Source organism: Acinetobacter sp. GRABPA_MV_2, assembly GCF_056725885.1.
Window position 1 is genome coordinate 23,568 of sequence record NZ_JBWZNA010000010.1, and the last position, 26,465, is coordinate 50,032.

The 26,465-nt window shown below is 37.2% G+C and carries 27 protein-coding genes; 22 read left to right on the forward strand and 5 right to left on the reverse strand.

Annotated features, from left to right (window positions below; translation table 11 throughout):
• Positions 1–28 precede the first annotated feature (28 nt).
• From ACXM0J_RS10325 to ACXM0J_RS10345, 5 genes are all read left to right on the forward strand, one after another.
• On the forward strand, positions 29–1,216 hold the full coding sequence (locus ACXM0J_RS10325) for an O-succinylhomoserine sulfhydrylase (RefSeq protein WP_213034379.1): 1,188 nt from the start codon (positions 29–31) through the stop codon (positions 1,214–1,216).
• Between the two features lie 168 nt (positions 1,217–1,384).
• Positions 1,385–1,621 carry a hypothetical protein gene (locus ACXM0J_RS10330; RefSeq protein ID WP_086264608.1) on the forward strand — a complete coding sequence of 79 codons (237 nt, stop codon included), beginning with the start codon at positions 1,385–1,387 and terminating at the stop codon, positions 1,619–1,621.
• A gap of 264 nt (positions 1,622–1,885) precedes the next feature.
• Entirely contained in the window at positions 1,886–2,215 is a 330-nt protein-coding gene (locus tag ACXM0J_RS10335; protein WP_002113538.1) for a YbaB/EbfC family nucleoid-associated protein, read from the forward strand.
• Between the two features lie 9 nt (positions 2,216–2,224).
• The gene (gene recR / locus ACXM0J_RS10340; protein WP_086264609.1) at positions 2,225–2,821 is read left to right on the forward strand and encodes a recombination mediator RecR; all 597 of its coding nucleotides are present in this window, start codon (positions 2,225–2,227) and stop codon (positions 2,819–2,821) included.
• 332 nt (positions 2,822–3,153) lie between these two features.
• Positions 3,154–4,278, forward strand: a complete 1,125-nt coding sequence (locus ACXM0J_RS10345; RefSeq protein WP_086264610.1) for a ribonuclease D — start codon at positions 3,154–3,156, stop codon at positions 4,276–4,278.
• Between the two features lie 461 nt (positions 4,279–4,739).
• Here the strand turns inward: ACXM0J_RS10345 and ACXM0J_RS10350 are convergent, their stop codons facing one another.
• Positions 4,740–5,414 carry an FMN-dependent NADH-azoreductase gene (locus tag ACXM0J_RS10350; RefSeq protein ID WP_086264611.1) on the reverse strand — a complete coding sequence of 225 codons (675 nt, stop codon included), beginning with the start codon at positions 5,412–5,414 and terminating at the stop codon, positions 4,740–4,742.
• 119 nt (positions 5,415–5,533) lie between these two features.
• On the opposite strand from ACXM0J_RS10350, the gene ACXM0J_RS10355 reads away from it, so the two are divergent.
• From ACXM0J_RS10355 to ACXM0J_RS10365, 3 genes are all read left to right on the forward strand, one after another.
• On the forward strand, positions 5,534–6,385 hold the full coding sequence (locus ACXM0J_RS10355) for a LysR family transcriptional regulator (RefSeq protein WP_086264612.1): 852 nt from the start codon (positions 5,534–5,536) through the stop codon (positions 6,383–6,385).
• 95 nt (positions 6,386–6,480) lie between these two features.
• On the forward strand, positions 6,481–6,747 hold the full coding sequence (locus ACXM0J_RS10360; protein WP_014206661.1) for a hypothetical protein: 267 nt from the start codon (positions 6,481–6,483) through the stop codon (positions 6,745–6,747).
• Positions 6,748–6,926: 179 nt separating this feature from the next.
• A complete protein-coding gene (locus ACXM0J_RS10365) occupies positions 6,927–7,262 on the forward strand; it encodes a hypothetical protein (protein WP_086264710.1) in 336 nt (111 codons plus the stop codon).
• A 72-nt stretch (positions 7,263–7,334) separates the two neighbouring features.
• Here the strand turns inward: ACXM0J_RS10365 and ACXM0J_RS10370 are convergent, their stop codons facing one another.
• Positions 7,335–7,499, reverse strand: coding sequence for a hypothetical protein (locus tag ACXM0J_RS10370; RefSeq protein ID WP_002113596.1), 165 nt, complete (start codon positions 7,497–7,499; stop codon positions 7,335–7,337).
• Positions 7,500–7,970: 471 nt separating this feature from the next.
• On the opposite strand from ACXM0J_RS10370, the gene ACXM0J_RS10375 reads away from it, so the two are divergent.
• From ACXM0J_RS10375 to ACXM0J_RS10410, 8 genes are all read left to right on the forward strand, one after another.
• Positions 7,971–8,276, forward strand: coding sequence for a YcgL domain-containing protein (locus ACXM0J_RS10375; protein WP_032062314.1), 306 nt, complete (start codon positions 7,971–7,973; stop codon positions 8,274–8,276).
• On the forward strand, positions 8,269–8,655 hold the full coding sequence (locus ACXM0J_RS10380) for a hypothetical protein (protein ID WP_086264614.1): 387 nt from the start codon (positions 8,269–8,271) through the stop codon (positions 8,653–8,655). The genes ACXM0J_RS10375 and ACXM0J_RS10380 overlap by 8 nt, the downstream gene beginning before the upstream one ends.
• 29 nt (positions 8,656–8,684) lie before the next feature.
• Positions 8,685–9,536, forward strand: a complete 852-nt coding sequence (locus ACXM0J_RS10385) for an AAA family ATPase (RefSeq protein ID WP_002113662.1) — start codon at positions 8,685–8,687, stop codon at positions 9,534–9,536.
• A 15-nt stretch (positions 9,537–9,551) separates the two neighbouring features.
• Positions 9,552–10,739, forward strand: a complete 1,188-nt coding sequence (locus tag ACXM0J_RS10390) for a vWA domain-containing protein (RefSeq protein WP_086264615.1) — start codon at positions 9,552–9,554, stop codon at positions 10,737–10,739.
• 37 nt (positions 10,740–10,776) lie between these two features.
• Entirely contained in the window at positions 10,777–11,982 is a 1,206-nt protein-coding gene (trpB, locus tag ACXM0J_RS10395; protein ID WP_086264616.1) for a tryptophan synthase subunit beta, read from the forward strand.
• Between the two features lie 236 nt (positions 11,983–12,218).
• Positions 12,219–13,226: a 50S ribosomal protein L3 N(5)-glutamine methyltransferase gene (gene prmB, locus ACXM0J_RS10400; RefSeq protein WP_002113580.1), complete on the forward strand. Its 1,008-nt coding sequence runs from the start codon at positions 12,219–12,221 to the stop codon at positions 13,224–13,226.
• A gap of 12 nt (positions 13,227–13,238) precedes the next feature.
• Positions 13,239–14,330, forward strand: a complete 1,092-nt coding sequence (aroC, locus tag ACXM0J_RS10405; protein ID WP_086264617.1) for a chorismate synthase — start codon at positions 13,239–13,241, stop codon at positions 14,328–14,330.
• Between the two features lie 331 nt (positions 14,331–14,661).
• Positions 14,662–15,381 carry a hypothetical protein gene (locus tag ACXM0J_RS10410; protein ID WP_086264618.1) on the forward strand — a complete coding sequence of 240 codons (720 nt, stop codon included), beginning with the start codon at positions 14,662–14,664 and terminating at the stop codon, positions 15,379–15,381.
• Between the two features lie 310 nt (positions 15,382–15,691).
• Here the strand turns inward: ACXM0J_RS10410 and ACXM0J_RS10415 are convergent, their stop codons facing one another.
• Positions 15,692–16,921: a GGDEF domain-containing protein gene (locus ACXM0J_RS10415; protein ID WP_086264619.1), complete on the reverse strand. Its 1,230-nt coding sequence runs from the start codon at positions 16,919–16,921 to the stop codon at positions 15,692–15,694.
• A gap of 320 nt (positions 16,922–17,241) precedes the next feature.
• Between ACXM0J_RS10415 and ACXM0J_RS10420 the strand changes: the two genes are divergently transcribed.
• Positions 17,242–17,994: an iron-containing redox enzyme family protein gene (locus ACXM0J_RS10420; RefSeq protein WP_086264620.1), complete on the forward strand. Its 753-nt coding sequence runs from the start codon at positions 17,242–17,244 to the stop codon at positions 17,992–17,994.
• A 48-nt stretch (positions 17,995–18,042) separates the two neighbouring features.
• On the opposite strand, the gene ACXM0J_RS10425 is transcribed toward ACXM0J_RS10420, so the two are convergent.
• Entirely contained in the window at positions 18,043–19,182 is a 1,140-nt protein-coding gene (locus tag ACXM0J_RS10425; RefSeq protein ID WP_078225350.1) for a transcriptional regulator, read from the reverse strand.
• Positions 19,183–19,338: 156 nt separating this feature from the next.
• Complete coding sequence (gene lipA / locus ACXM0J_RS10430; RefSeq protein WP_086264621.1) at positions 19,339–20,325, reverse strand: lipoyl synthase; 987 nt, start codon at positions 20,323–20,325, stop codon at positions 19,339–19,341.
• Positions 20,326–20,687: 362 nt separating this feature from the next.
• Here lipA and ACXM0J_RS10435 point away from each other — a divergent pair, with 362 nt between their 5' ends.
• Genes ACXM0J_RS10435 through ACXM0J_RS10455 form a run of 5 tightly spaced genes read left to right on the forward strand, consistent with a single transcriptional unit; the run spans position 20,688 to position 26,446 of the window.
• Positions 20,688–21,650: a thiamine pyrophosphate-dependent dehydrogenase E1 component subunit alpha gene (locus ACXM0J_RS10435; RefSeq protein ID WP_001177517.1), complete on the forward strand. Its 963-nt coding sequence runs from the start codon at positions 20,688–20,690 to the stop codon at positions 21,648–21,650.
• 13 nt (positions 21,651–21,663) lie between these two features.
• Positions 21,664–22,683, forward strand: a complete 1,020-nt coding sequence (locus ACXM0J_RS10440; RefSeq protein ID WP_086264622.1) for an alpha-ketoacid dehydrogenase subunit beta — start codon at positions 21,664–21,666, stop codon at positions 22,681–22,683.
• Position 22,684: 1 nt separating this feature from the next.
• Positions 22,685–24,220, forward strand: a complete 1,536-nt coding sequence (locus ACXM0J_RS10445) for a 2-oxo acid dehydrogenase subunit E2 (RefSeq protein ID WP_086264623.1) — start codon at positions 22,685–22,687, stop codon at positions 24,218–24,220.
• Positions 24,221–24,230: 10 nt separating this feature from the next.
• Positions 24,231–25,634: a dihydrolipoyl dehydrogenase gene (lpdA, locus tag ACXM0J_RS10450; protein WP_086264624.1), complete on the forward strand. Its 1,404-nt coding sequence runs from the start codon at positions 24,231–24,233 to the stop codon at positions 25,632–25,634.
• Positions 25,635–25,660: 26 nt separating this feature from the next.
• Complete coding sequence (locus tag ACXM0J_RS10455; RefSeq protein ID WP_086264625.1) at positions 25,661–26,446, forward strand: acetoin reductase; 786 nt, start codon at positions 25,661–25,663, stop codon at positions 26,444–26,446.
• Positions 26,447–26,465 lie beyond the last annotated feature (19 nt).

Genomic DNA, 26,465 nt, shown 5'->3' on the forward strand with positions numbered 1-26,465 from the left:
GTACATGACCAGTAAAGGCGAACATTTAATGAACCAGTCTGATGATTTAGAATACCAACTTGATACTTTAGCCATTCGTACCGGACATACTCGTAGTTTTGAAGGTGAGCATGGCGAACCGATTTTTTTGACTTCATCATTTGTATATGAAAACGCTGCTGAAGCGGCTGCAAAATTTTCTGGTCAGGTTCAAGGAAATATCTATTCTCGTTTTACTAATCCGACTGTATCGATGTTCGAAAAACGTTTAGCAGCTTTAGATGGTGCTGAACGAGCTGTAGCGACAAGCTCGGGAATGGGCGCGATTTTGTCAGTTGCTATGGCATATCTAAAAGCGGGTGATCATGTTATTTGCTCAAGAGCAGTTTTTGGTTCAGTTGTTGCCTTATTTGAAAAATATATTGCCAAGTTTGGTGTAGACATTACATTTGTTGATTTGTGTGATTTAGACGAATGGAAAAATGCTGTACGTCCTGAAACCAAACTTTTCTTTGTTGAGTCACCGTCTAACCCTCTAGCTGAGATTGCAGATATACAAGCTCTAGCAGATATCGCCCATGCGAATGGCGCATTACTTGCGGTTGATAACAGTTTCTGTACACCTGTTTTACAGCAACCACTAAAGTTTGGTGCGGATATTGTGATTTACTCTGCGACTAAATACTTAGATGGCCAAGGCCGTGCATTAGGCGGTGCTGTTGTTGGTAATCATCAGTTGTTAGAAGAAGTTTTCGGTGTTGTTCGTACGCTTGGACCATCAATGAGCCCATTTAATGCATGGGTTTTCTTAAAAGGTCTAGAAACTTTACGTTTACGTATGAAAGCACACTGTGAGAGTGCTCAAATTCTTGCAGAATGGTTATCTGGTCATGAAAAGGTAGAGAAGGTTTACTACGCTGGTTTACCAGCTCATGAAGGTCATGAACTTGCTGCTAAACAGCAAAATGGCTTTGGCGGTATTGTATCCTTCGTTGTTAAAGGCGAGCGTGAAGGTGCTTGGAAGGTTATTGATAATACTAAGTTTATCTCGATTACAGGTAATCTAGGTGATGTGAAATCGACGATTACCCACCCAGCAACCACAACTCATGGCAAACTTTCTGTTGAAGCAAAAGAAGCTGCTGGTATTCAAGAAGGTCTAATTCGTGTTTCTGTGGGTCTAGAAGATATTAATGACATTATTGGTGATATCTCACGTGGGTTAGATTTAATCTAATTAAGTTATGTTTGTTATGGAAAAGTCACATTCATTTTAATGTGGCTTTTTTTGTTACTTATAAGCAACAATAGCAATAAAAAGTCTACGTTTTGTTATAAAACAGTCTAAAATTTCAACGTATAAAAGCTCTAAATTTAATAAAAATAACAAAGAGAGTCTTTAGTCATGCTTAAACCAATAATTATTTTAGTTGCGATAGGGGCAATTGGTCTAGTTGGATATAGAGTATTTGCTCAGAAAGATGAACCAACACAGATGAGTGAAACTGTATTATTAATTAATGATGCAAACAAATCCGTTCAAGACGCTGATCTTTCAATAGAAAAAGCCAATACTTCTTTCAAGAATGTTCCTTTAAGTGAATATAAACCAAACAATAAAAGTCTACAGGCTGCCCAGTAACTTTTCTAAATTTTACTTTTTTCTACTCATCAAAAGTTTTCTATATAAACGCTTTTAGTCGATTGACCATAGAAAATAGTTTCATAGATACCAATAGAAAACATTGATTTATTGTGTCAGAATTACGGATTAATTTTGATTTAAACGTACTAACCTCAATGATCTTGATGATCTATATGGGGAGTAGAAAGAGTTTAAGTTTTGCAGTGTTATGTGACTATCAATAATACTTGAAATATTTGATAGAGATACGGAGTTAGGTTTATGAATATCAATATGCTTATGCAGCAAGCGCAGCGCATGCAAAAAGATATGGAATCAAATATAAAAAAGGCTAAAGAAGAGCTTGCTCAAACTGAAGTACACGCTGAAGCGGGCGGTGGTTTGGTTAAAGTCACAATGACTGGCCGTTATATCGTAAAACGTATCGAAATTAATCCAGAATTACTTCAAGATGAACCAGACATGATTGAAGACTTAATTGCTGCTGCAGTAAATGATGCTGTACGTCAAGCAGAAGTGATTTCTGAAGAAAAAATGCAAAAAGCAAATTCTGGTATGGGTTTACCACCTGGCTTAGCGGGCATGTTCTAAGGAAATTCAGTGTTTAGCGATAGATTTGAACAACTCGTTCAAGCTTTACGTATATTGCCAAGCGTTGGTCCGAAGTCGGCTCAACGTATGGCTTTACATCTTTTGATGAAAAATCGAGAAGGGGCATTTGCATTAGCTCATGCTTTACATGAGGCTTCAAGTTATATACATGAATGTAGTGTCTGCCATTCTTTGACTGAAAATGAAGTTTGTGATATTTGCGCCTCAACTGACCGAGATGATCAGTTATTGTGTGTAGTTGAATCACCAGCTGATGTGATGGCGATTGAGCAAAGCGGTAGCTTTCGTGGAAAATACCATGTTTTAGGTGGTCATCTTTCTCCATTAGATGGTATTGGTCCAGAAGAAATTGGTATTCCTTACCTAATTCAGCGTCTAAGCCAAGGTACTATTGAAGAAGTCATTTTGGCAACTAATGCGACTGTAGAAGGACAAGCGACAGCCCATTATTTGGTAGAGGCGACTAAACATTTACCAATACAAATGACGCGTATTGCTCAAGGTGTACCTCAGGGTGGTGAACTCGAATACGTAGATAGCCATACTTTAAGTCAGGCAGTATATAATCGCATGAGAATGAAATAAGTATTTCGATGCTTATTTCATTAATGAATGTACTATCAATTTGATTAAATTTATTAATTGAATTCAGTTATTAAACATAAATATTATTTTGTATTTTATTATTAAAGATATTTTAAACAAAATATGAATATAAGCATGAAAAAGATCTTATAAATTTTAAATAAAGAACATTTGGAGATAAATTTAAAAAGTACAAATAAAAGATCAAAAAATTATCTATTTTCGAAAAATTGTTCAAAAATAGAGTATTCATAAAGGTTTAAGTGGCATTTTTCTGCTTCTATGTTATATATACCAGAGTTTAAAGCACTCTTTGCAATACTTGAGAAAGCATGTTTCAGTTTATCCAACAGCAAACCGAATTGGTTGATGTTCTTCAAAAAATGGATCAATGTTCAATATATGGACTTGATACAGAGTTTATTAAGGTTGACACACTCTGGCCTAAACTTGGAGTATGCCAAGTCAATGTAAATGGTGATGTCTATCTGTTGGATGGTGTTTCATTAGATCTAAGGCAGTTTTGGAAAAAGATTTTCCTCGCGCAGCAAAATATTTTTCATGCATGTGGAGAAGATATTGATTTAATCTATCATTACGCTGATCAAGAAGATCTGCTTAATGTGTTTGATACTCAAGTAGGTCTGTCTTTTTTAGGTCATGGCCTGCAAGTGAGTTACCAAGGTGCTTTAAAACTTTGTCTTGATATTGATATTGAAAAAGATCAAACCAGATCTGATTGGTTGGCTAGACCTTTATCGCCTCAGCAACTTTGTTATGCTGCTAACGATGTTTTGTATCTAATGAAGTTAGCTAGTCATATTCAAGAACAGCTTAAGCAGAAAGGGCTTTATAACTATGTTCTTGAGGACTGTAGTAGTCTAACTAAAGAAATCATTAGTGAAACTCCGACCGAATTACTATATACCGATGTGGGAAATTATCGTCATTCACGTCGTCAGTTAATGCAGTTGCAAAATTTAAGCGAGTGGCGTGAATACATTGTAAAAGCAACGAATCAGCCACGCAGTTTTATTCTTAGAAATTCAACCATGATTGATATGGTTGAAAAGAACCCGCGTAATAGTTTTCAACTTTCGCAAGTGAAAGATATTCGTCCGAATGTAGTTCGCGAGTACGGCAAAACGATTTTAGAACTTCTTAAAGATTTACCAGTCGAAAGCAAATGGCCATCAAAGATTGCAAAACCATTTAAGGTTACGTCTAAAGAAACTTTAAATAAAATGGATATGGTACTTGCTCATGCAATAAATGAGACTTCTATTCCCAAAGAAGTGTTGCTGAGAAAAAAATGGTTAAATGCCATTCATCAACATGTTCTATCTCAAGGGGATGAACAGGATTTACCTGACTATTTGTTAGGATGGCGTTACGAGTTATTAACTCAACCATTAATCCAGTTGTTTCAAGAAGAAAAACAAAGTTTATCTATTTAAAATGAATAGATAATTAGAAATTTAGAGGCTCATCATGTGATGAGCCTTTTAAATAAAGAATAATCGTTGTGTTAAGTTTTTAATTAGTTTTTATTTAAAAAAAGAGTTAATTTTAATATTTAAGTATATAAAAATAATATTTTTTGTAGATTATCTAAACAATTATTTAGTCTGATAAAATTCATAAAATAATGTAATAAAGTAAATATAATTTGAAAATTCAATAATGAATTAAATTAACTTATATCGTGAGAAAAATTCAATTGATTAAACATACAGGTCTGTATATTCTTGGGTTTAAGAAAAACAATTTCAACTTATATAATATATAACTATAAGTTTGTTTCGGTGCAGAAATGAAAAGCCTACCCAATAGGGTAGGCTTTTTTATTTTTACTGATTTAACTTATTTTAAATTTAAGTATTTATTTTTTAAATTTAAGTATTTATTGCTCTAGACTTTACGCAAATGAATGAGCAAGTTCGGACACAACTTCTTCAGCTTTTTGAAAAGCATTTTCTAATGATTTTATATGCCTATGATCTCCAAACTCTTGATACTCAGAAGTAATTTCGTAAATTTTTTCTACGCCTAAATATTTACTCAATGTACGAATATGTGGCACAAGATGGCTCATATCATGTCGAATTCCATCTTTCTCAAACCCAAATTCACCGCTGGAAGTGATAATAATTAAAATTTTTCCAGATAAAAGAGGCTGTAAGGGAAAGTCTCCCCGAGCGTGGTCAAAATCAAAGGTTTTACTGATCCGAATAATTTGATCAAACCATGCTTTCAGTTGGGCAGGCATACCGTAATTGTACATAGGGGAAGAAATTACAAGAATATCTGAGTTCGAGACTTCAGCTATTAATTGATCTGATATAGATAAAACATTGCGCTGAGCTTCAGTTCTTTTATTATCAGGTGTGAACACAGCATCAATCCAGTCTTGATTAATAAAGGGTGGTGGATTCATTCCTACATCACGATAAATATATTCATCTATGGGCAGTTGTTGTTTCCATGAGTTGATCAACCGATTAGCAATATTTTTTGAAATAGAATTGTGATTTGGGTTAGGGTTAACCGCAGCTCTGACGCTAGCATCTATATGTAATATTTTACTCATCATTAATTCCGAAAAAGTTAGGATTTAATTTATTTTGAGTCTTAAAACATAAGTAGACAAACGAGAAAATTACATTTATAGATGATTTTAGTTCATCTATAAATTTAAATGGGGGAGGAAGCATGCAAGTTTCTTTGCAAGCACTTAAAGTATTTGAATCAGCCGCTCGATTGGGTAGTTTTAAGTTGGCTGCTGAAGAGCTTTCGCTAACACCGACTGCAATTTCACATCATATTGCGAATCTAGAAAGCAGATTAAATGTTGATTTATTTCATCGACAGGTAAGGAAAATAACGCTTACAACGACAGGGAAAAGACTTGCTGGAGCAATTTCTGAAGGATTTCGTAAAATTGAAGATGCACTAGATGAAATAACAGTAAATGGAAGCGTAGTGAGAGTCGCTAGCACTTCTTCACTAGCTGCAATGCTGTTAATTCCTTCAATAAGTGAGTTTTATCAATCGCATCCCGATATATCAGTTGAGTTTTCTACAGGTGAAACTTTAGATAATCACTTATATACCTTACCTATTCGATATGGCGACGTATCTTTGGTCCAATCTCAAGATATCGTTAAATATGAGTCTTTTAATGTGTTTGGTTCATCTAAACTTGATCTGCTTAAATGTTCTAGTGAACCAATAACTTTATTTACGACAGAATGGAAAAATAAGGCATTACCAAGTCCACCACTAGAGACTTGGCTTGAGGAAAATGAATGGAACCCAAAGAGGCTTATAATTAAGAAATTTGATCAGGAAATTTTTGGGATCCACGAGGCTTTATCTGCCAATGGATTAGTATTTTGTTCTACTACACTTACCCATAGGTTTGTTAAGGCGAATCTTTTACAGGAGTTTAAAACTAAACCCATTCAATCAGAGCTGTGTTACTACATTCCAAATAAGCAAGATTTTAAAAATAGAAATGCCAGAAAATTTATCGAATGGGTAGAAAATTTATTTACTCAATAAACTTCTATATTTGATGGGGTAACTACACAACACTAAAACTTACATAGCCTTTTTATGATATAAAATTATATAGATCAATAATTAGAGAGATAAATATGCTTAACAACTTTAATGCTGAACAAGCTCGTCAAAATGCTAAAAACTTTAAAATAAATCAAGACGTCATATTAGAAAAAATTTTAACTGGGACGGAGTCTGAATCTAAAGAGGGGAAGCGAAAAGCAACTTTCTGGTTTCCTGTTGATGCTATAAGTCCTGATCATCTTACACTGGTTGAAGAGGAGCTTAGAAGCAGAGGTTTTAATGTCTCAACTGATATTGAGCACTCTGGTACCACGATCACAATTGAAATAAGCTTCTAATGAATGATTGTTTTAACTAAACCACTCTTAAAAAAGAGTGGTTTTTTTATTGCATGATTTATCGTGATCTAAAGGAAGTTAAATATAAATTTATTTACAATTAAATTTATATTAATCAGGATATTATTTGACAGGTTTTATCTTGTTCTGTAGCTTTACTTTTTGAGTGGAATATGGATATGAACTTCCAAACAATACTTTTATCTTTCAAAAATCAATCTACTGGTACAGATGCATTTAAAGACTTAAAAAATGCATGTGAGCAGTCACTTAAAGAATCTCAAGATACAAAAGAAAAAGCAGCAGTTTACCTAATCTACGGTTTCGCACGTAGTTATGTAATCTTATATGAAGATGAAGCTGTAACGACAGAATTTGCCCATACCTCTAAAACTCAACTCATTGCTTATATGGAGAGTTTTAATGAGGCTCTATTAAGTCAAGATGATAGCGCTATTTTGAGTGCCTTAAATCAAGTAAGCGATGACTATATAAAAAGCTCTCGCGTCTTCTAGAAAAAAATTAACACGTCCTTAAATAAGAAATACTTCTTTAGTTTGGGCTAAAGAAGTATTTATTTTAATATATTAATGGGACTTTTTCTTACCGCCACCATCTTGTTTATTGACGGTAGACCATGCAATTCGTTCGGCTTCTTCTTGAGAATGGCCTCTATCTACTTCACTCTCAACAATATGTTTGGCCTGACGTTTTTGCTTGGCTGTATAAGCAGTTTTATCACCACGAGGCATAATTTCATCCTCCATATCTATGAACAAGATACTTAATATTTAAACATGTTGAAAATTTAAACCAGTTAAGTAATGTCTCCCAATGTGTATTAAGTGCATAGAAATTTTACTCAAATGTGAATTTAAAAGGGTAATACCTGATTGTAATATGATAAATTTCATAGAATTAAATCGTGAAATTATTAAAGATAGATCACAAAAAGTACTCAGTAACGAACATTTTTTCTTTTTTCCTAAAAATTGTTTTATTTTATTAAAGTTGAAAATTATGTTTAATTATTTAAAATCAAATATTTATTAATTTTATATGGAACCTTGTTTTTAACAGGAACAAAGTTATTATCGACCTTAATCATTGTTGTAGGTTAATATTTCTCAAGAATTAAAAAAACGACTGATGCGTAAACAAACCTGCGTGTGTGAGTCGTTTTTTTTCATGTATGCTGTCCTTAGTTCAAGAGTTGATTTGAAATGCACTGTGATATTTATAGATCGAGCAAAAAAGATGAAATGTACATGTATATTGCTCGTCCAAACTATCCTGACAATGCGGAGCAAGCTGATCCGTTTGAAAATGTTCCTGAAGCTGTTTTACAAGCGTTTGGTCGTGCAACGTTTGTCATGCATTTAGAGTTAGCTCCAACACGTAAATTGGCGCGTGTTAATGTTTTACATGTTTTAGACTCATTACAAACAAAAGGTTTCTTTATTCAGATGCCGCCAGAAGGGTTAATTAACCCGAATGCAGTTGAACCAGAGGGCTTACGTGGTGCATGAAAATCAAACTGGAATAATGAATCAATTATTTTCTTTTTTGGATGTTATTCCTGAAGGTGTTATTGCTTTAGCAGCTTATGGAATAGGCGCTATTATTGCTTTGTGGTGTTGGTGGCGATTAATGCGCCGTCTTCCTACTACTTTGGGTGCAATTAGCTGGCTGATTGTATTTGCTATTTTAGTTACACCAACAGTATCTGAAGGACCGAATGCATCTGTAGCACCTGCTATTTTTGGACTCCTTTTTGGTGTTTTAACTAAAGACAGTCCGTTAATTTGGTCAAATTTATCTTTAATTCTGTTTGTAGTTGGTCTAGGTTTGGTGATTGGATATTGTTGGTCAAAATATTCAACAAACAAAAACATGCGTTCCATCTAACCATTGAAATAGAAAAATAAGGTCTTTACATGTCTGCTGATACCCAACATTTTACCGGTACAGATCAATATATTGCGACTGATAGTCTTAAGCTTGCTGTAAAAGCAGCTCGTGCTTTGCAAAAGCCTTTACTGATTAAGGGTGAACCAGGCACGGGTAAAACTTTACTTGCTGAACAAGTAGCACAAAGTTTGGGTTTAAAACTGATTACTTGGCATATCAAATCTACAACTAAAGCGCAGCAAGGGTTGTATGAATATGATGCAGTTTCTCGTTTAAGAGACAGCCAGTTAGGCGATGACCGAGTTTACGATATTAAGAACTACATTAAACCCGGTAAACTGTGGGAAGCTTTCACCAGTGAAGAGCGTTGCGTATTATTAATTGATGAAATTGATAAGGCCGATATTGAGTTTCCAAATGACTTATTGCATGAACTCGATAAAATGTCTTTTTATGTTTATGAAACGAATGAAACAATTACGGCAACGCAACGCCCAATTGTAATTATTACTTCAAATAATGAAAAAGAATTACCAGATGCTTTCTTGCGTCGTTGCTTCTTCCACTATATTGAGTTTCCAGATGAAGCCACAATGCGAGAAATCATTGCGGTTCATTTCCCAAATATCTCTGCAACATTGGTGAACGAAGCTTTACAAGTTTTCTTTAAACTACGTGAAATTCCTAATTTGAAGAAACCACCATCAACCTCTGAGTTGATTGATTGGTTAAGCTTACTCATGGCAGATGATATGCCTGAAGATGTATTACGTAATCGAGATACATCTAAAGCTATTCCACCTTTATATGGTGCTCTCATCAAAAACGAGCAAGATGTACAACTTCTCGAACGCTTGGCTTTCATGTCGCGACGTTAAAGGAGGGAATAACCCATGTTTGTGCGGTTATTTTACACCTTACGTAAATATGGTGTTCCAGTTAGCACGCGTGAACTCATTGACTTAAATCGTGCAGTGAGTGAAGGCTTGGTTTTTGCTGACCAAGATGAGTTTTATCAACTTGCTAAAACTATTTTAGTTAAAGATGAGCGCTTTTTTGATAAGTTTGACCGTGCTATGAAAGATTACTTTGATGGCATTGAAACTTTTGATATCGATGAGTTGCTTAAACAAGTTCATAAATTACCAAAAGACTGGTTCGATTTAGAACTTCTCGAAAAACATTTAACTCCAGAGCAAAGAGCTGAACTTCAAAAAGCGGGTTCTTTAGAAGAACTAATGAAAATGCTGGAAGAGCGTTTACGCGAGCAGCATAAGAAACACCAAGGTGGTAACCGTATGGTTGGCACAGGTGGAACTTCACCTTTTGGTGCTTTTGGTGACCATCCAGAAGGTGTGCGAATTGGAGGGCCGGGCCGTAAACGTTCGGCAGTTAAAGTCTGGGAACAGCGGAAATATCAAAATTTAGATGATGATCAAGTTCTTGGTACTCGCCAGATGCAAATTGCTTTACGACGTTTACGCAAATTTGCTCGCCAAGGTGCAGCTGAAGAGTTAGATGTTGACGGAACTATTCGTGAAACAGCCAAACAAGGTATTTTGGATGTTCAGATGGTACCTGAACGTAGAAACCGAATAAAAGTGCTGATGTTGTTCGATGTGGGCGGTTCGATGGATGCTCATATTGCTCAATGCGAAAAACTCTTTAGTGCTGCTAAAAGTGAGTTTAAGACACTCGAATACTTTTATTTTCATAACTGTCTTTATGACTATGTTTGGAAAGATAACTACCGAAGAACAGCAACGCGCATGAATACGTGGGATCTGTTCCATACTTACGGACGCGACTATCGTGTAATTGTGGTGGGTGATGCCAGTATGGCACCGTATGAGTTGAAATCGGTAGGTGGCTCGGTTGAATATATGAATGATGAAGCAGGTGAAGTTTGGTTACGTCGCCTACGCCAGCATTTTGATAAAACAGCATGGTTGAACCCTGAAACAGAAGGGTATTGGCATTACACTCAAACAATTGGTTGGATTAAAGAGATTTTTGAAAACCATATGTATCCAATGACCCTAAAAGGCATTGAGGATTTGACGCGTTACCTTTCTCGATAAGCTTGATAACTTTAATAATTTAAAAAAGAGGGATGATATGCAACATCAAATTAATGGTATTGCTTTGCCAAATGAACAGGGATTTTTTGGTGAGTATGGAGGTCAATTTATTCCTCCACATTTAAAAGAAGCAATGGATGAAATTAATGTTGCTTATGAAGAAATTCGCCATACACCTGAATTTCAAAATGAATTATCGGACCTCTTTTCAAATTATGTAGGTCGTCCAAGTCCCTTATTTCATGCAAAACGTCTTTCTGATCAGTTAGGCGGTGCGCAAATTTATTTAAAACGTGAAGACTTAAATCATACGGGTGCTCATAAGATCAATCACTGTTTAGGTGAGGCTCTACTTGCTAAATATATGGGTAAAAAGAAAGTCATTGCTGAGACTGGTGCAGGACAGCATGGTGTCGCTCTAGCAACAGCTTGTGCTTTAGTTGGTATTCCATGTGAAATTCACATGGGTCAAGTAGATATTGAAAAAGAGCATCCAAATGTCGTTAAAATGAAAATTTTGGGCGCTCATTTAGTTTCAGTAACACGTGGTACAGCAACCTTAAAAGATGCAGTTGATAGCGCTTTTGAAGAATATTTAAAAGATCCTAAAAACTTTATTTATGCGATAGGTTCTGTGGTTGGACCACATCCATTTCCAAAAATGGTTCGAGATTTTCAATCGATTATTGGCAATGAAATTAAAGAGCAGACCCGTCATCGTTTTGGGAAAAATCCGGATTATGTTGTCGCATGTGTTGGTGGCGGTTCAAATGCAATCGGTGCGTTTACAGCATTTTTAAATGATTCGGATGTGAAGTTGGTTGGGGTCGAACCAGCAGGACATGGTTTAGAAACTCACATGCATTCGGCAACCTTAACTTTAGGTAAGCCAAGCCAAATTCATGGTATGGCGTGTTACGTGCTTGAAAATGAAGCTGGTGAACCATTGCCAGTGCATTCTATTGCTTCAGGATTGGACTATCCGGGTGTTGGGCCACAGCATAGTTTCTTAAAAGATTTAGGTCGTGTGGAATATAACACTGCAACTGACCATGAATGTTTGGATGCTTTTATGACCTTATCGCGTGTTGAGGGAATTGTTCCTGCGCTTGAAAGCTCACATGCTGTGGCTTGGGCAATTCGTGAAGCACCAAAGCTGCCGAAAGAAGTCATGATTGTGGTTAATCTGTCAGGCCGTGGAGATAAAGATTCGGATTATGTGGCAGAAAAGCTTAAGCTTTAAACCCACTAAACATCAAAAGAGGTCAAACTTCAAAGACCGCTTTTTTATTTCATAGACGAAATCTATACCTTGTTAAAAATTCATTATTTCTTAATTAAAACAAAGTATTCTGATTTTAAGCTGTGATTGTTAGAGATAGGTGTGTAAAACACTGCTTCACAAGGCAAAGCGTTGCGTTGCTTTGTCTCACTCAGTAGAATAGTCACTTTGCAAAATTTGCCTTTGGAGACGCCTAAGTGGAGCGACCGACGATTAGCCCTGAACATTTACAGGAAGCTGCTGAAAATTTATCTACAATTCGAGATTTTATTCGTTTTGGGGTATCAGCATTACGTCAACATGATGCACATTTAGGACAAGGTACTGAAGATTATTTTGCAGAAAGTTCTGCATTAGTTTTACAAACCTTATCTCTTGAATGGTCAGCAGACTCAGAGATTTTAGATGCTAAGCTTTTGCCAAGTGAAAAAGCAGAATTCTTAAGTTTGTTAGAACGTCGTATTAATGACCGTATTCCGACTTCTTATTTATTAAATTTAGCTTACTTCTTTAATAAGCCATTTTATGTGGATGAGCGTGTACTTATTCCGCGTTCACCAATTGCAGAATTAATTGAACAACGTTTTGCACCATATTGCTTGGATGAAAATGGTCAAATGCGTGAAGCACTTAACAACCTACCAGAAAATGCAAAACCTAAAACTCCACAACGTATTTTAGATATGTGTACAGGTTCTGGTTGTATTGCTGTAGCTTTAGCTTATGCATATCCAGATGCTGAAGTAGATGCAACGGACATCTCGAAAGAAGCTTTAGAAGTAGCATCGATTAATGTTGAACACCATAATAAACAATATCAAGTTGCTTTACTTGAATCAGACCTATTTGCCAAAATTCCAGCTGAAAACCAGTATGATTTGATTGTAAGTAACCCTCCATATGTTGATGCTGAAGACATGGCTGACTTACCGGAAGAGTTTTTACATGAACCTGAGCTTGCATTGGCAGCAGGCCAAGATGGTTTAGATCTTGTGCGTAAAATGCTTGCTCAAGCCGCAGATTACTTAACTGAAGATGGTTTAATTGTAATTGAAGTGGGTAACTCTGAATGGGCTATGCGTCAGAACTTCAATACCATTGATTTCAACTGGCTTACTTTTCAAAAAGGTGGTTCTGGCATTTTTGCTTTAACTGCAGAACAATGTCGTCGTTATAGAAAACTATTTGAACAGCAACAAGCATAAGGAGTTGTACATATGGCAGGGAACAGTATTGGACAACTCTTTCGTGTAACGACATGTGGTGAGTCTCATGGTGTTGGTTTGATGGCAATTGTTGATGGTGTGCCTCCTGGCATTGCATTAACCGAAGAAGATCTACAAAAAGATCTAGACCGCCGTAAACCAGGTACATCAAAATTTGCGACACAACGCAAAGAGCCTGATCAGGTTGAAATTATTTCAGGTGTATTTGAGGGAAAGACTACCGGCACATCAATCGGTTTACTCATTCGTAATACTGACCAAAAATCGAAAGATTATGGCAATATTGCGCAAACTTTTAGACCGGGTCACGCAGATTATACCTATACACAAAAGTACGGTTTCCGTGATTACCGTGGTGGCGGACGTTCAAGTGCTCGTGAAACTGCTATGCGTGTTGCAGCTGGTGCAATTGCAAAGAAATATTTAGCAGAAAAGTTTGGTGTATTGATTCGCGGTCATGTCACACAAATTGGTAATGAAGTTGCTCAAAAACTGGATTGGGATGAAGTTCCAAATAATCCATTTTTTTGTGGTGATGTAGATGCTGTTCCTCGTTTTGAAGCATTGGTTACATCTTTACGTGAACAAGGTACAAGCTGCGGGGCTAAGCTAGAAATTTTAGCTGAGAAAGTTCCTGTAGGTTGGGGGGAACCTGTTTTTGACCGCCTAGATGCTGATATTGCACATGCGATGATGAGCATTAATGCAGTTAAAGGTGTTGAAATTGGTGATGGTTTTGAAGTTGCTGGGCAGTTTGGTCACGAAACACGTGATGAGCTAACTAGTCATGGTTTCTTAGCAAATCATGCGGGTGGTATTTTAGGTGGTATTTCAAGTGGTCAGACGATTCGAGTCGCCATTGCATTAAAACCTACTGCAAGCATTACAACACCAGGTAAAACGATTAATTTAAATCGTGAAGATACTGATGTGTTAACTAAAGGCCGTCATGATCCGTGTGTAGGTGTTCGAGCAACTCCAATTGCTGAAGCAATGTTAGCAATTGTCTTAATGGATCATTTTTTACGTCATCGTGCTCAAAATGCAGATGTTGTTCCTCCATTTGCTCCGATTGAACCCTAGTCATAATTTATGACTATAGTAAATAAAGCCCCAAATTTAAGTTAAATATGGGGCTTTAATTTTTTATTAGATTATGATCTATTAAATTTTAAATTATTTTCTTGTCTTATAATCTCTATATAAATATAATACCGGCGATTTATTTTTGAATATATTTATCTTTTGGCTTTGAAAATTAAAGCTTTATTAATTTACTTAGTACATCAGATATCTATATTATTTCTTAAAACTGATTTTAGTAAAATTAGTTTTATATGACTTTTTTACATTTTAAATTTTATTACTTTAACAAATACTTTTTAAAGTCATCATTGAAATTGGGGAAATATCAATGAATCAATGTACATATAGAATTGGCTGTATGTCAAAAGATAGGTTATTGCCTAAAAATTTACAGGCAATGATAAAAGTTATTTATGACTTATCCTTGTCATCTGAGCTATCTGGAAACTGGATATATAGTGATAATGATCCAGATATACATATTATTGATTTAGACAGTGGCTATACCAATGTTCTTATTCCTAAAAAAATTAAAATTGTATTGAGTAATAACCCGGACCTTTTAAAAGGTTATCAATATGGGTTAAAGAGACCATTAAGATATCAGGAGCTTTTAAAAATTTTATTAGAAATTGAAAATAATGAATACTTTCAGAACACTTACCAAGAGCGCATAGTTAATCATAAAAATATAAATTATAGAAATTCTTCTGAAACAAAAATTTTATATAAACTCGTTTGTTATCCAAACTTTAAAAATATTCATGCCGAGCAGATTGTTAACGTAACTAGAGTTTGTAATTTATTATCTATTGAATCAAAAACAGCACAAGAAATTAAGAGGTTCTTAAACTTATCTGTAGATGAGATACAAAGAACAATAGAGATTATTAAAAAAGAGGCCTATCCAAACTATGAAACGATACATGAAAATGTTGTCTCCATACTCCCATTTAAAACTGAAGCAACCTCAGTTAGACAAAAAAAGATAGGTCAAAATCTATTATTTTATTTTATAAATAAATTGTGGAGAAAGTTAAAAAGATAACTCTAATAAATTGTAATGCTTTTATATTAACAAATATATTTTTTAATTTATTTAAAGAAATTTCTGTGTTTAAAGGTAAAGTGTTTTGTGAATTTAGATAAATTTATAATTTGGTTCATTGCTTTTATGAAATTTATTTTAGGCTTTAATTTGAAGATAAATTAAAAAAAGAATTCGATTATTGGCCTAAATTATATTTTAGCTTTTACCATGGATGGAAAAGCTAATTATAGATTGCTTGTCATATTAATTTGAAAGGAGCTATAAAAGAAGACAAACGATGTAAGTAGTATTACAAAGTAATTTAACTTTAAGTTAAATCTACAATTTGTTCTTCGTTTACAGCAATTTTATATTGATTACGTCCATTAGTTTTTGCTTTATATAAAGCATGATCAGCTCGTGCAACAAAAGCGGAAATTGAATCATTTAGACGGGGAGTTGTGGTCGCCACACCTACGCTAATAGTGACATGTGGTGAAACATCACTACATGGATGCTTAATCGCAATCTTTTTAATCGCACTCATTAAACGCTCGACTTGTATCAAAGCTTGCTGAGCATTCGTCATAGGGAATAGTAATAAAAACTCTTCACCACCATAACGAGCAACTAAATCGCCACTACGAGCAGCAATAGAAGAAATAGCAATTGCGATTTCTTTTAAACATTCATCACCTTTGAGATGTCCTAGCGTATCATTGTATGCTTTAAAATAATCGATATCGACCATCATAATGGTGAGTGGTGTTTCATGTCGTAAAGCACGGCGCCATTCATTATCAAGAGTTTCATCTAGATAACGTCGGTTCGCTAAACCCGTGAGCGCATCTTGCTGTGAAAGTAAGGATAACTGCTGTGCTTGTTGCATAAGCTCAATACGATTCAGCTCAATCATACAGTTTTGTAGATAATTTTCTCGATGTTGACGATCAGTTGCGTAGGCAAGGGTCATTCCTAAAAAACTACTGAAGGTATAAGTACGGTTTAAAAAGGTCCAGTCAATCACGCCATTCAAGTAGTTACTTACTAAAATTCCAACCAATCCGCCCATCCATCCAGCAAATATGGCGGTATAGAAACGCATACCTACTGCACCATAAATAATGACGATTGCATACATCATCGCAGCATGAAAAAGGACATTATCTTGCCCATTTTCAATAACGTTAATTAAAATAAAAGTAATTGCTACTGCTAAAGCTGAACCAATCCCTACATAATAATCAAAATACTGATTTAATTTTTTAATAAATGATAAAATCCAAGCAATAAGAACAATCACACCTACCCAAGAATAATAACTAAACCAGGGTAAAACTTGCTCAGTTGGTAAAACTTGGTATATACCAAAGCTTAAAAATATATATAATATTAAAATAATAGGTGCCCTATAGCGAAACTCATAGGCAGCACCGTTTTGGTATTGAAAACGATAAATCGTTTCAAGCTGTTTTGGAAACCACACGAAATTTAATCCTCGTGTGGTTAATAAATCTATTTGTTCTTGTCCCAATATATTGGAACCTTGCAACTTCATAATTAATGCTCTCTATATTGGAAGTTGTCATAAAATGAGACTTATTTTAAGTAAAGTTCCATCTAAAAATATTGATTATATAATGTGTGGTTTATTCAAAATAATAATACAGTTTTTTTAAAAAAGTAATGATTTTTATCAGTGTTAAATGTGATAAAAATCACGACATTTCAATGATTAGCGTAATGATTATCTAAAGCTCTTCAATCCATCGAAAAAAGTTACAAATGGTCGATTAACGATTGTATCTTTATCATTTTCGGATAGACTTATAGCGTGAAACACAGATGATTGCTGTCATATAAATAGGAAAATTAGCAATGACTGCTCTAAATCAATATGGAATGAATTTAGAAATTACACCGCATAATGAATGGTCACAACGGTTCTGGGACGACCTGTTACCAGCGAAAGAACGGGTGAGCAAACATCCATTTTTTACGGAAATGGCCAATGGGGGATTGAGCCTAGATAGTTTTCGTTATGCTTTACTTAATTTCTATCCATTAGTTGCCCACTTCCCGTCATATATGGCTGGAGCACTGGGGAAAGCGACTGGGTTTTCTGAACCGGGAGTTACAGAAGCACGAGATTGGTTAATCCAAAATATTAAGGTAGAAGAGCGACACTTAAAATGGTATCGCGATTGGGCTGGAGGTTTTGGCTTAACAGTTGAAGAGCTTGATCACGTACGTCCACCAGTTGCTATGAATGCGGTAAACCATTTTCTATGGAATATGAGTCATCGAGGGAATTTGGCAGAATGTCTGGCTGCAACAAATTTGGCGATTGAATGGGCAACTGGAGATTGGTCTATTCAGGTGTATAAAGGGATTCATACTTATACTGATCATCCTGAAGTAACGATTGATAAGCGTTCTTTAGCTTGGTTACGTGCGCATGCACATTATGATGATTTACATCCTTATGAAGCCATGGAACTGATTAAGCGCTTATGCAATGATCGTCCTGACTGGCAGCAAAAAGCATTTCATGCTGCTGAAGAAGGGCTAAGATATTATGAATTAGCTTTGGACGACTGCTATAGGGTACAGCTTCGAGCCTCTGCTTGATCTGGCCTTAAAAAGGGAGAATATCGTATGGATATTCTCCCTTTTATTTTATTCGAGCAACTTTAAGAGTTTAGTTCGATAAGGTGTTTCTTCGGGTAATAATTCGAGTAGACGCTCCACAGCATCTACACGGTCTGGTACACGACTGACTACTCGCAATAATTGATCAATATCTTCAATTTGATAAATCACATGACTCAAACGAGCGTCAAAACAATCTCTCCATGCGCATAAAAAAGGACTTTCTGATTTAGCTAAGAAACTTCCTCTATAGAGTGTAAGCGTAGTTGATGTAAAACCAAGGTTTAAGGCTTGCTCGGCCATTAAAAAATCACATTGAATTTCGCAGTTAAGTCTATATGGTCGTGACTCGATAACGTCGGGTATTAAGTTTCTGAGTTGAGAAAGTTCTGCTTTTAAAGTGGTGGTACTTACAGGCCGATCACCATATAAAGCATAGTGAAGTTCTTCAAGATTAATCCCTTCGGGACAAAGGGTTAGGATGCACAAAATCTCAATTTGACGTTGAGTCAATGTAAGGCTGTGTTGGTTATATTGAACTTTAGGAGTGCCGAAGGCTTTAATATATAAGATATTTTTCTGATGAAGCTGAATTGCTTGCTTAACAATGTCAGCACAACGCTCTACTGCTAAAACTCCAAGTGAATTATGCTTTTGATATTTGGTCGATAAATTCATAATTCCATAAAACTGACCTGTATTTGTATCGGTAATCGGTGCTGCATAACAGACCCAATCTCTGACACTATTCATTTGGTTTTCATGTGAGTAAACACAGCTTGCAGAATGTGTATTTAATGCTAGACCAATGGCATTTTGACCTACTGCCTGAGTAGACCACTGACCACCCTCAACAAAGTGTACTTGCTCAGCCGATGAGCGCATAGGGTGACTACTCCATGTCCAAAGTAGAGTACCATGAGGATCAGTCACACCAATGGCCATATCGGCATCTTCGGCAATATGCATTAAGTTGCGATGGCACTCGTGAATCGAACGACCAAATAATGAGTGTTCCCATTCCTCACCCAGATCAAACAAAGGTGCTGCTTCAAGGTCAAGTGATGGTTTTTTTCCTAATTGTTTAGAATGAGATGAGGATTCCGGCCGAAATAAGGACGGACTAGTGTCTATTAAAGGCGATGATAATTGTTCTGACATATCCATATCGAAATTCCTTTATCATTGAAATGGCGTATCCGTAGCCGCTCAATAGTTATAACTTTTTTATTGTGACTATTTCCTAGTTATCTCCTTACCTTAAATAATTTTATAAGTCTTGACCATTATCCTATTGGATAAGTTTTGTTAATTGCCTAATTATTAAGATAAGACATCTTGTCGGGTGAAAGGCTTTGGCACTTCTTCTCCGAAATATTGTCGATCAGCAAAATAGCTAGAACGAACCATAGGTGCACTCCAAATATTTTTAAAACCTAATCGCTTACCGTGTCGGGTATATCGTTCAAATTCTTGTAAATGAACAAAACGATGAATAGGCGCATGTGATTTTGAAGGCTGAAGATATTGACCAATCGTGACAAGATCGACTTGATAATCTTTTAAATCGTTGAGTAGGGCAAGCACTTCAGCCTCTATTTCTCCTAATCCAACCATCAGGCCAGACTTGGTTTTGATATCGGGACAGTATGCTTTAAAGCGTTTAAGTAACTCTAGTGAATGTTGATAATCTGAACCAGGGCGCATCGCTTTATATAAACGAGGAACCGTCTCAATATTATGATTAAACACATCTGGGGGCGATAAGCTCAAAGTCGAAAGAGCTATCTCTAAACGACCGCGAAAATCTGGTACTAAAATCTCAATCAATGTTTCTGGACAACGTTTCCTAATTTCTTCAATACACTTTACAAAATGTGCAGCGCCGCCATCGTGTAGATCATCACGGTCTACAGAGGTAATCACAACATATTTTAAGTTTAGGTTTGCGACCGTTTCAGCCAAATGTTTAGGTTCATCTTCATCTAGCGGTTTTGGACGACCATGAGCGACATCACAAAATGGGCAGCGACGAGTACAGATATCGCCCATAATCATAAATGTTGCCGTACCTCCACCAAAACATTCCGGTAAATTTGGACACGCCGCTTCTTCGCACACACTGTGTAACTTCTGTTGGCGCAGTAAATTTCTTATGCGTTTAATTTCCTCAAAATCGGTTATTTTCGCTCTAATCCAGTCAGGTTTAGTCGGTAACTCTTCTGTAGGTAAAATTTTAATCGGAATGCGAGCAACTTTATCCGCTCCTCTTAATTTAATACCAGTTTCTATTTGCCTTTTTAAGTCCATATATAAAATTCCATTTTATATTAAATAGTTTTTAACTAGACTCTATATAATAAAAATCCTTATATTTTAAATAAAGGATATAGAGTTTATTAATGAGCGTAGTACACAGCCAATATTATAAATTAATAAAGGTTGGTTAAAGGTTTGTTTTGCAAGTAAATGAAATGTATTAAAATTTTTTAATTTTATTTTTATGGTGTAAGTTTGTGAAAAATAAAAATTAATAGCTAAAAAACTTATTTTAAAATTTTTAGTCTAATAGCATATTAAATTAAATTGAGCTTTATTATTTATAGCGAAATATATAACACTCGCTGAAACTTGGTTGATTTTTAATAATCAAGATAATAAAGGAAAAGGATATGCAATTAACGGAAGAGCAATTACTCGCAGCATATAAACGCATGCGTGATATTCGTGAATTTGAGGATCGACTTCACGAAGAAAATACCAATGGTGATATTCCAGGTTTTATTCACTTATATAGTGGTGAAGAAGCTGTAGCAGTCGGGATTTGTGAAAACTTAACAGACAAAGACTATATCACTTCAACACACCGTGGACATGGACACTGTATTGCAAAAGGCTGTGACATTCACGCCATGATGCTGGAAATTTTCGGTAAAGATGACGGACTATGCCGCGGAAAAGGCGGTTCTATGCATATTGCCGATTTAGATAAAGGTATGCTCGGTGCCAACGGGATTGTGGGTGGTGGACCTCCTTTAGCAATTGGTGCAGCTTTGACAGCAAAAACCTTAAAGACTGGTGGCGTCGGACTGTCTTTTACAGGTGACGGTGGCTCAAACCAAGGCCTTACTTTTGAAGCGATGAACATGGCTGTTGTTCTTAAACTTCCAGTAATTTTCGTTTTCGAAAATAACGGTTTTGGTGAAGGTACTGGTCATGATTACGCAGTAGGAAGCAAAGACATTGCAGGTCGTGCAGCAGGTTTTGGTTTGCCTGCGGTTAAAGTTGATGGTACCGATTTCTTCGCAGTTTATGAAGCCGCTCAAACTGCCATTGAACGTGCACGTCGTGGTGAAGGTCCAAGCGTGATTGAAACCATTACAAATCGTTTTTATGGCCACTTCGAAGGAGACCCTGGCTTGATTCGTTCTAAAGAGGAAGTCGAGTTCATCAAAGAAAATAAAGATCCTTTGAAAATTTTCCGTGAAAAAGTCAAAGGCAAAATTGATGAAGCCAAACTAGACGAGATTGATGCAGCTTCTAAGGCAAATGTTGATGATGCCGTTGCTAAAGCTCGTGCTGCGGCATACCCAAAACCAGAACAACTCCTTACTGACGTCTATGTCTCTTACTAAAGGAATAGTAAAGATGCCAAATAAAAGTTTTCGTAATGCAATTAAAGAAGCCATTGAATCAGAAATGCGCCGTGATCCAACGGTATTTGTTGTTGGTGAAGATGTTCGCGGTGGACATGGCGGTAAGAACACTGAAGAAAATCAGCTAGAAGGTTTCGGTGGTGTATTGGGTGTAACCAAAGGTTTATGGACAGAATTTGGTTCGGAACGTGTTATTGATACGCCAATTACCGAGTCTGCAATTATTGGTATGGCCGCTGGTGCTGCAGCAACAGGTTTACGTCCTGTTGCCGATTTAATGTTTATGGATTTCTATGGCGTGTGTCATGATATGCTTTATAACCAAGCCGCTAAATTCCGTTATATGTTTGGCGGAAAAGCAAAAGCACCAATGGTTGTACGTGGCATGATTGGCGCAGGTTTTTCTGCGGCAGCTCAGCATTCTCAGTCACCCTATAACGTATTTGCTGCGGTTCCGGGCTTAAAAGTTGTAGTTCCATCTAGCCCATATGATGTGAAAGGACTCTTAATTCAGGCTATTCGAGATGATGACCCTGTAGTGTTCTGTGAACATAAAATGCTTTATGACATTAAAGGTGATGTTCCAGATGATGCCTATACCATTCCTTTTGGTGTAGCAAATTACACCCGTGAAGGGACAGACGTGACCATTATTGCTTTAGGCCTGATGGTACACCGTGCCAATGAAGTAGCAGATAAACTAGCAAAAGATGGTATTTCGGTTGAAGTGGTCGACCCTCGCACAATTTCACCTCTGGATGAGGAAGGAATTTTAGAGTCTGTTGCATCGACTGGGCGTGTGGTTATTGTGGATGAATCAGCGGCACGCTGTGGCTTTGGTCATGATGTGGCTGCACTGATCGCCCAAAAAGGTTTCCACTATTTGAAAGCACCTGCTGAACTCGTAACGCCACCACATACGCCTGTTCCATTCTCTCCAGTTTTAGAAAAAGAATGGATTCCAAGTGTAGAGCGTATTGAGCAAGCTGTGCGAAAAACATTGGAGGCTTAGGATGAGCGAAATTAAAACGCTGGAGATCCCGAAATGGGGATTATCCATGGAAGAAGGCACGATCGCCCAATGGTTGATTAAAGAGGGTGATAGCTTTAATAAGGGCGATGAAATTTGTGAAATTGAAACCACAAAAATCGTCAATGTGTTAGAAGCGCCTTTTGCTGGAACACTCCGTAAAATTTTAGCAAAAGATGGTGATACTTTACCTGTTGGTGGCCTTATTGCCGTATGTGCTGAAAGCCAAGTTTCTGATGCAGAAATTGAAAAATTTATTGCGTCACTAGGCGGTTCAGCAGCTCAAGCACCTGAAGCACCTTCGGAGAAAAGTAAAGCGGAAACATCTGCACCTATTGCTGAAAAAGCAGAACAACCACAGACTGTAGCAGTTAGTGCCTCAGCTCCTGTAAAGGTCGCTAAAGGTGACTATGCTGTACCCGAGTCATTACAAGGTTATCAAACATCTAATGAGTTGTTTGCAACGCCGCATGCCTTGAAGCTTGCAGAAAAACACAATGTAAACTTGGCAAAAGTCACAGGTTCTGGTCGTGAAGGACGTATTAGTGTTCAAGACATCCAGAAGGCTGTACAGGCTGCTGGTGGTCAGTGGCCTGATGTTAAGCAGCAAACTCAAGTTAAAGTGGTTAAATCTACGGCCGATGATAGCCAAGTTTTAGCGACACCTGTAGCACGCCGTTTAGCAAAACAATGGGGCATTAATTTAAATGAATGCCGTGTTTCAGGTACTCGTGGCCGTGTCTGTAAAGAAGATGTTGAAGCGGTTTACTATCGTAATAACCCAACGTCAGTAAATGAACAACCTGTGCAATGTGCTGCTCAACCAAAATCGACTGTTACTACGGTTACGATGAATGGTATGCGTAAAGCGATTGCTTCACGGTTACAGGCTGCAAAACGTAATGCACCGCATTTCCGCTTAGTGGTCGATCTAAACGTAGAAGCTTTGCAAAATTTGCGTAAGCAGATTAATGAGACTGTTCCACAAGTGAAACTTTCTATTAATGACATGCTAATTAAGGCAGCGGCGGCGGCACTGATTAAAGTACCTGAGGTAAACGTTCAATTTGATGAGGCGACTCAATCAATTTTACAGTTCTCTCAAGCGGATATTTCGGTGGCCGTGGCTATTCCAAACGGTTTAATTACACCGATTGTAAAAGCAGCAAATCAGAAGTCTTTAGCACAGATTTCCGATGACATGCGTGATTTGGCAACGCGTGCCAAGACTGGCAAGTTACAACCTGATGAGTTTCAGGGCGGCAGCTTTAGCATTTCAAATTTAGGAATGTTAGGCATCAAACAGTTCGATGCCATTATTAATCCACCGCAAGGTGCAATTATGGCATTAGGCGCTTCTGAATCTCGCGCTGTTGTTGAAAATGGCAATGTAGTGGTTCGTGAGATTGTTACAGCGACGTTGTCATGCGATCACCGAGTCATTGATGGTGCAGTTGGGGCGAAATTCTTGGCCAGCTTTAAGCAGTTTGTTGAAAACCCTGCTTTAATTTTGGTGTAGGAGAACCCGCATGTCAGAAACTCAATTTGATTTAATTGTGATTGGCGCGGGACCGGGTGGGTATGTGGCTGCAATTCGTGCAGCCCAGCTCGGACTAAAAACCGCAATTGTAGAAGAGCAACATTTAGGCGGAATTTGTCTAAATTGGGGCTGTATTCCAACCAAAGCTTTGCTTGCAGGGGCAGAGCTTGCAACCCAGTTTAAACATGCTGGACAGTTTGGTTTTCAGGTATCTCAACTCGATTTTGATATACAAAAGCTTGTGCAGCATAGCCGACAAGTGTCAGCTCAGTTAGTACAAGGCATCGATTATTTACTTAAAAAGAATCAGGTGACAGTGTTTAATGGCCGTGCTCAACTTACGGCTAAAGAAAAACTTGAAGTGACCGATGCTCAAGGTAATAGTCAGGCTTTGAGTGCACCGCATATCATTTTGGCAACTGGAGCGAAAGCTCGACATGTTCCTCAGCTTCCTGTCGATGGAACGTATGTCTGGAGCTATAAAGAAGCGCTTGTACCAGAGCAATTACCAAAAAGTTTACTGGTTGTGGGCTCAGGTGCAATTGGTAGTGAGTTTGCTAGCCTTTATCAAGACTTGGGGTGTCAGGTGACAATAATTGATTTAGCCAAGCAGATTTTACCAACCGAAGATGCAGAAGTTGCTCAATTTGTCAGAAAGCAGTTTGAACAAAAAGGTATGAAAGTCTTAACCGATGCTGTCGTTCAAAGTATTCAAATTGAAAATGGGCAAGTTCACTGTGTGATTGAAACAGCAAATGAAGTTCAAACGATTGTTTTTGACCGTGTCCTTTCGGCAATTGGTGTACAACCTAATATCACGGGGCTAGGACTAGAACGTTTAGGTGTAGAACTCAATCCACAAGGTTTTGTGGCAATTGATGACTATTGTAAAACCAATGTAGCAGGGCTTTATGCCATTGGGGATGTTGCTGGAGCACCGTGTCTTGCCCATAAAGCAAGTCATGAAGCCATGATCTGTGTCGAGAAAATTGCTGGTGTGAAAAACGTACATTCACTCGATCGTAGCCAGATACCGGGTTGTATTTTTACGCATCCACAAGTAGCGAGTATTGGTTTAACGGAAAATGCAGCAAAAGCTAAGAATCTACCTATACGAATTGGCAAGTTTTCTTTAACTGCAAATGGTAAAGCTTTAGCAATTGGAGATGCGTCAGGTTTCGTTAAAACGGTGGTACATGCAGAAACGGGTGAATTACTTGGTGCACATATGGTAGGTCATGAAGTGACCGAACATATCCAAGGATTTGCGATTGCCAAATATCTAGAAGCAACTGATGAAAGTTTAGCTCAAGTGATTTTCCCGCATCCAACATTATCAGAAGCCATGCATGAATCCATTTTGGCTTCAATGCAACGAGCGATTCATATGTAGAAATTCTACATTTACAGGAGTTGAACATGGTTAAGGGATTAAAAAATAAAGTCGCTTTAGTGACTGGGGCAGCCCAAGGCATTGGCCGTGGGATTGCCCTGCGCTTGGCGCAAGAAGGAGCACATATTGCATTAGTTGATATGAAACAAGATCGACTGAACGATGTGCAGCAGGAAATTCAGGCTTTAGGTGTAAATGCGAGTACATTTATTGCCGATGTAAGTGACCGCGAGCACGTGTATGCTGCTATAAATCATGCTGAGCAGACACTTGGTGGGTTTGATGTCATGATCAATAACGCTGGAATTGCACAAGTTCAAGTGATTGCTGATATCACACCAGATGAATTCCAAAAAATTGTTGATATTAATATTGGTGGAGTGCTGTGGGGAATACAGGCTGCTGCTGCAAAATTTAAACAACGCGAACATAAAGGTAAAATCATTAATGCTTGCTCAATTGCAGGCCACGACGGGTTTGCTTTACTCGGTATTTACTCGGCAACCAAATTTGCGGTACGAGCACTTACCCAAGCTGCGGCAAAAGAATATGCCAGTCACGGTATTACGGTAAATGGATATTGTCCCGGAATTGTCGGAACTGACATGTGGGTTGAAATTGATAAACGTTTTGCTGAAATTACCGGTGCTGCAATTGGTGAAACTTATAAAAAGTATGTGGAAGGCATTGCTTTAGGTAGAGCCCAAACACCAGACGATGTAGCCGCATTAGTTGCTTTTCTAGCAAGTGAAGATTCGGACTATATAACAGGTCAATCTATTTTAACGGACGGCGGAATAGTCTATCGCTAAAACAACATCCTGATTTGAG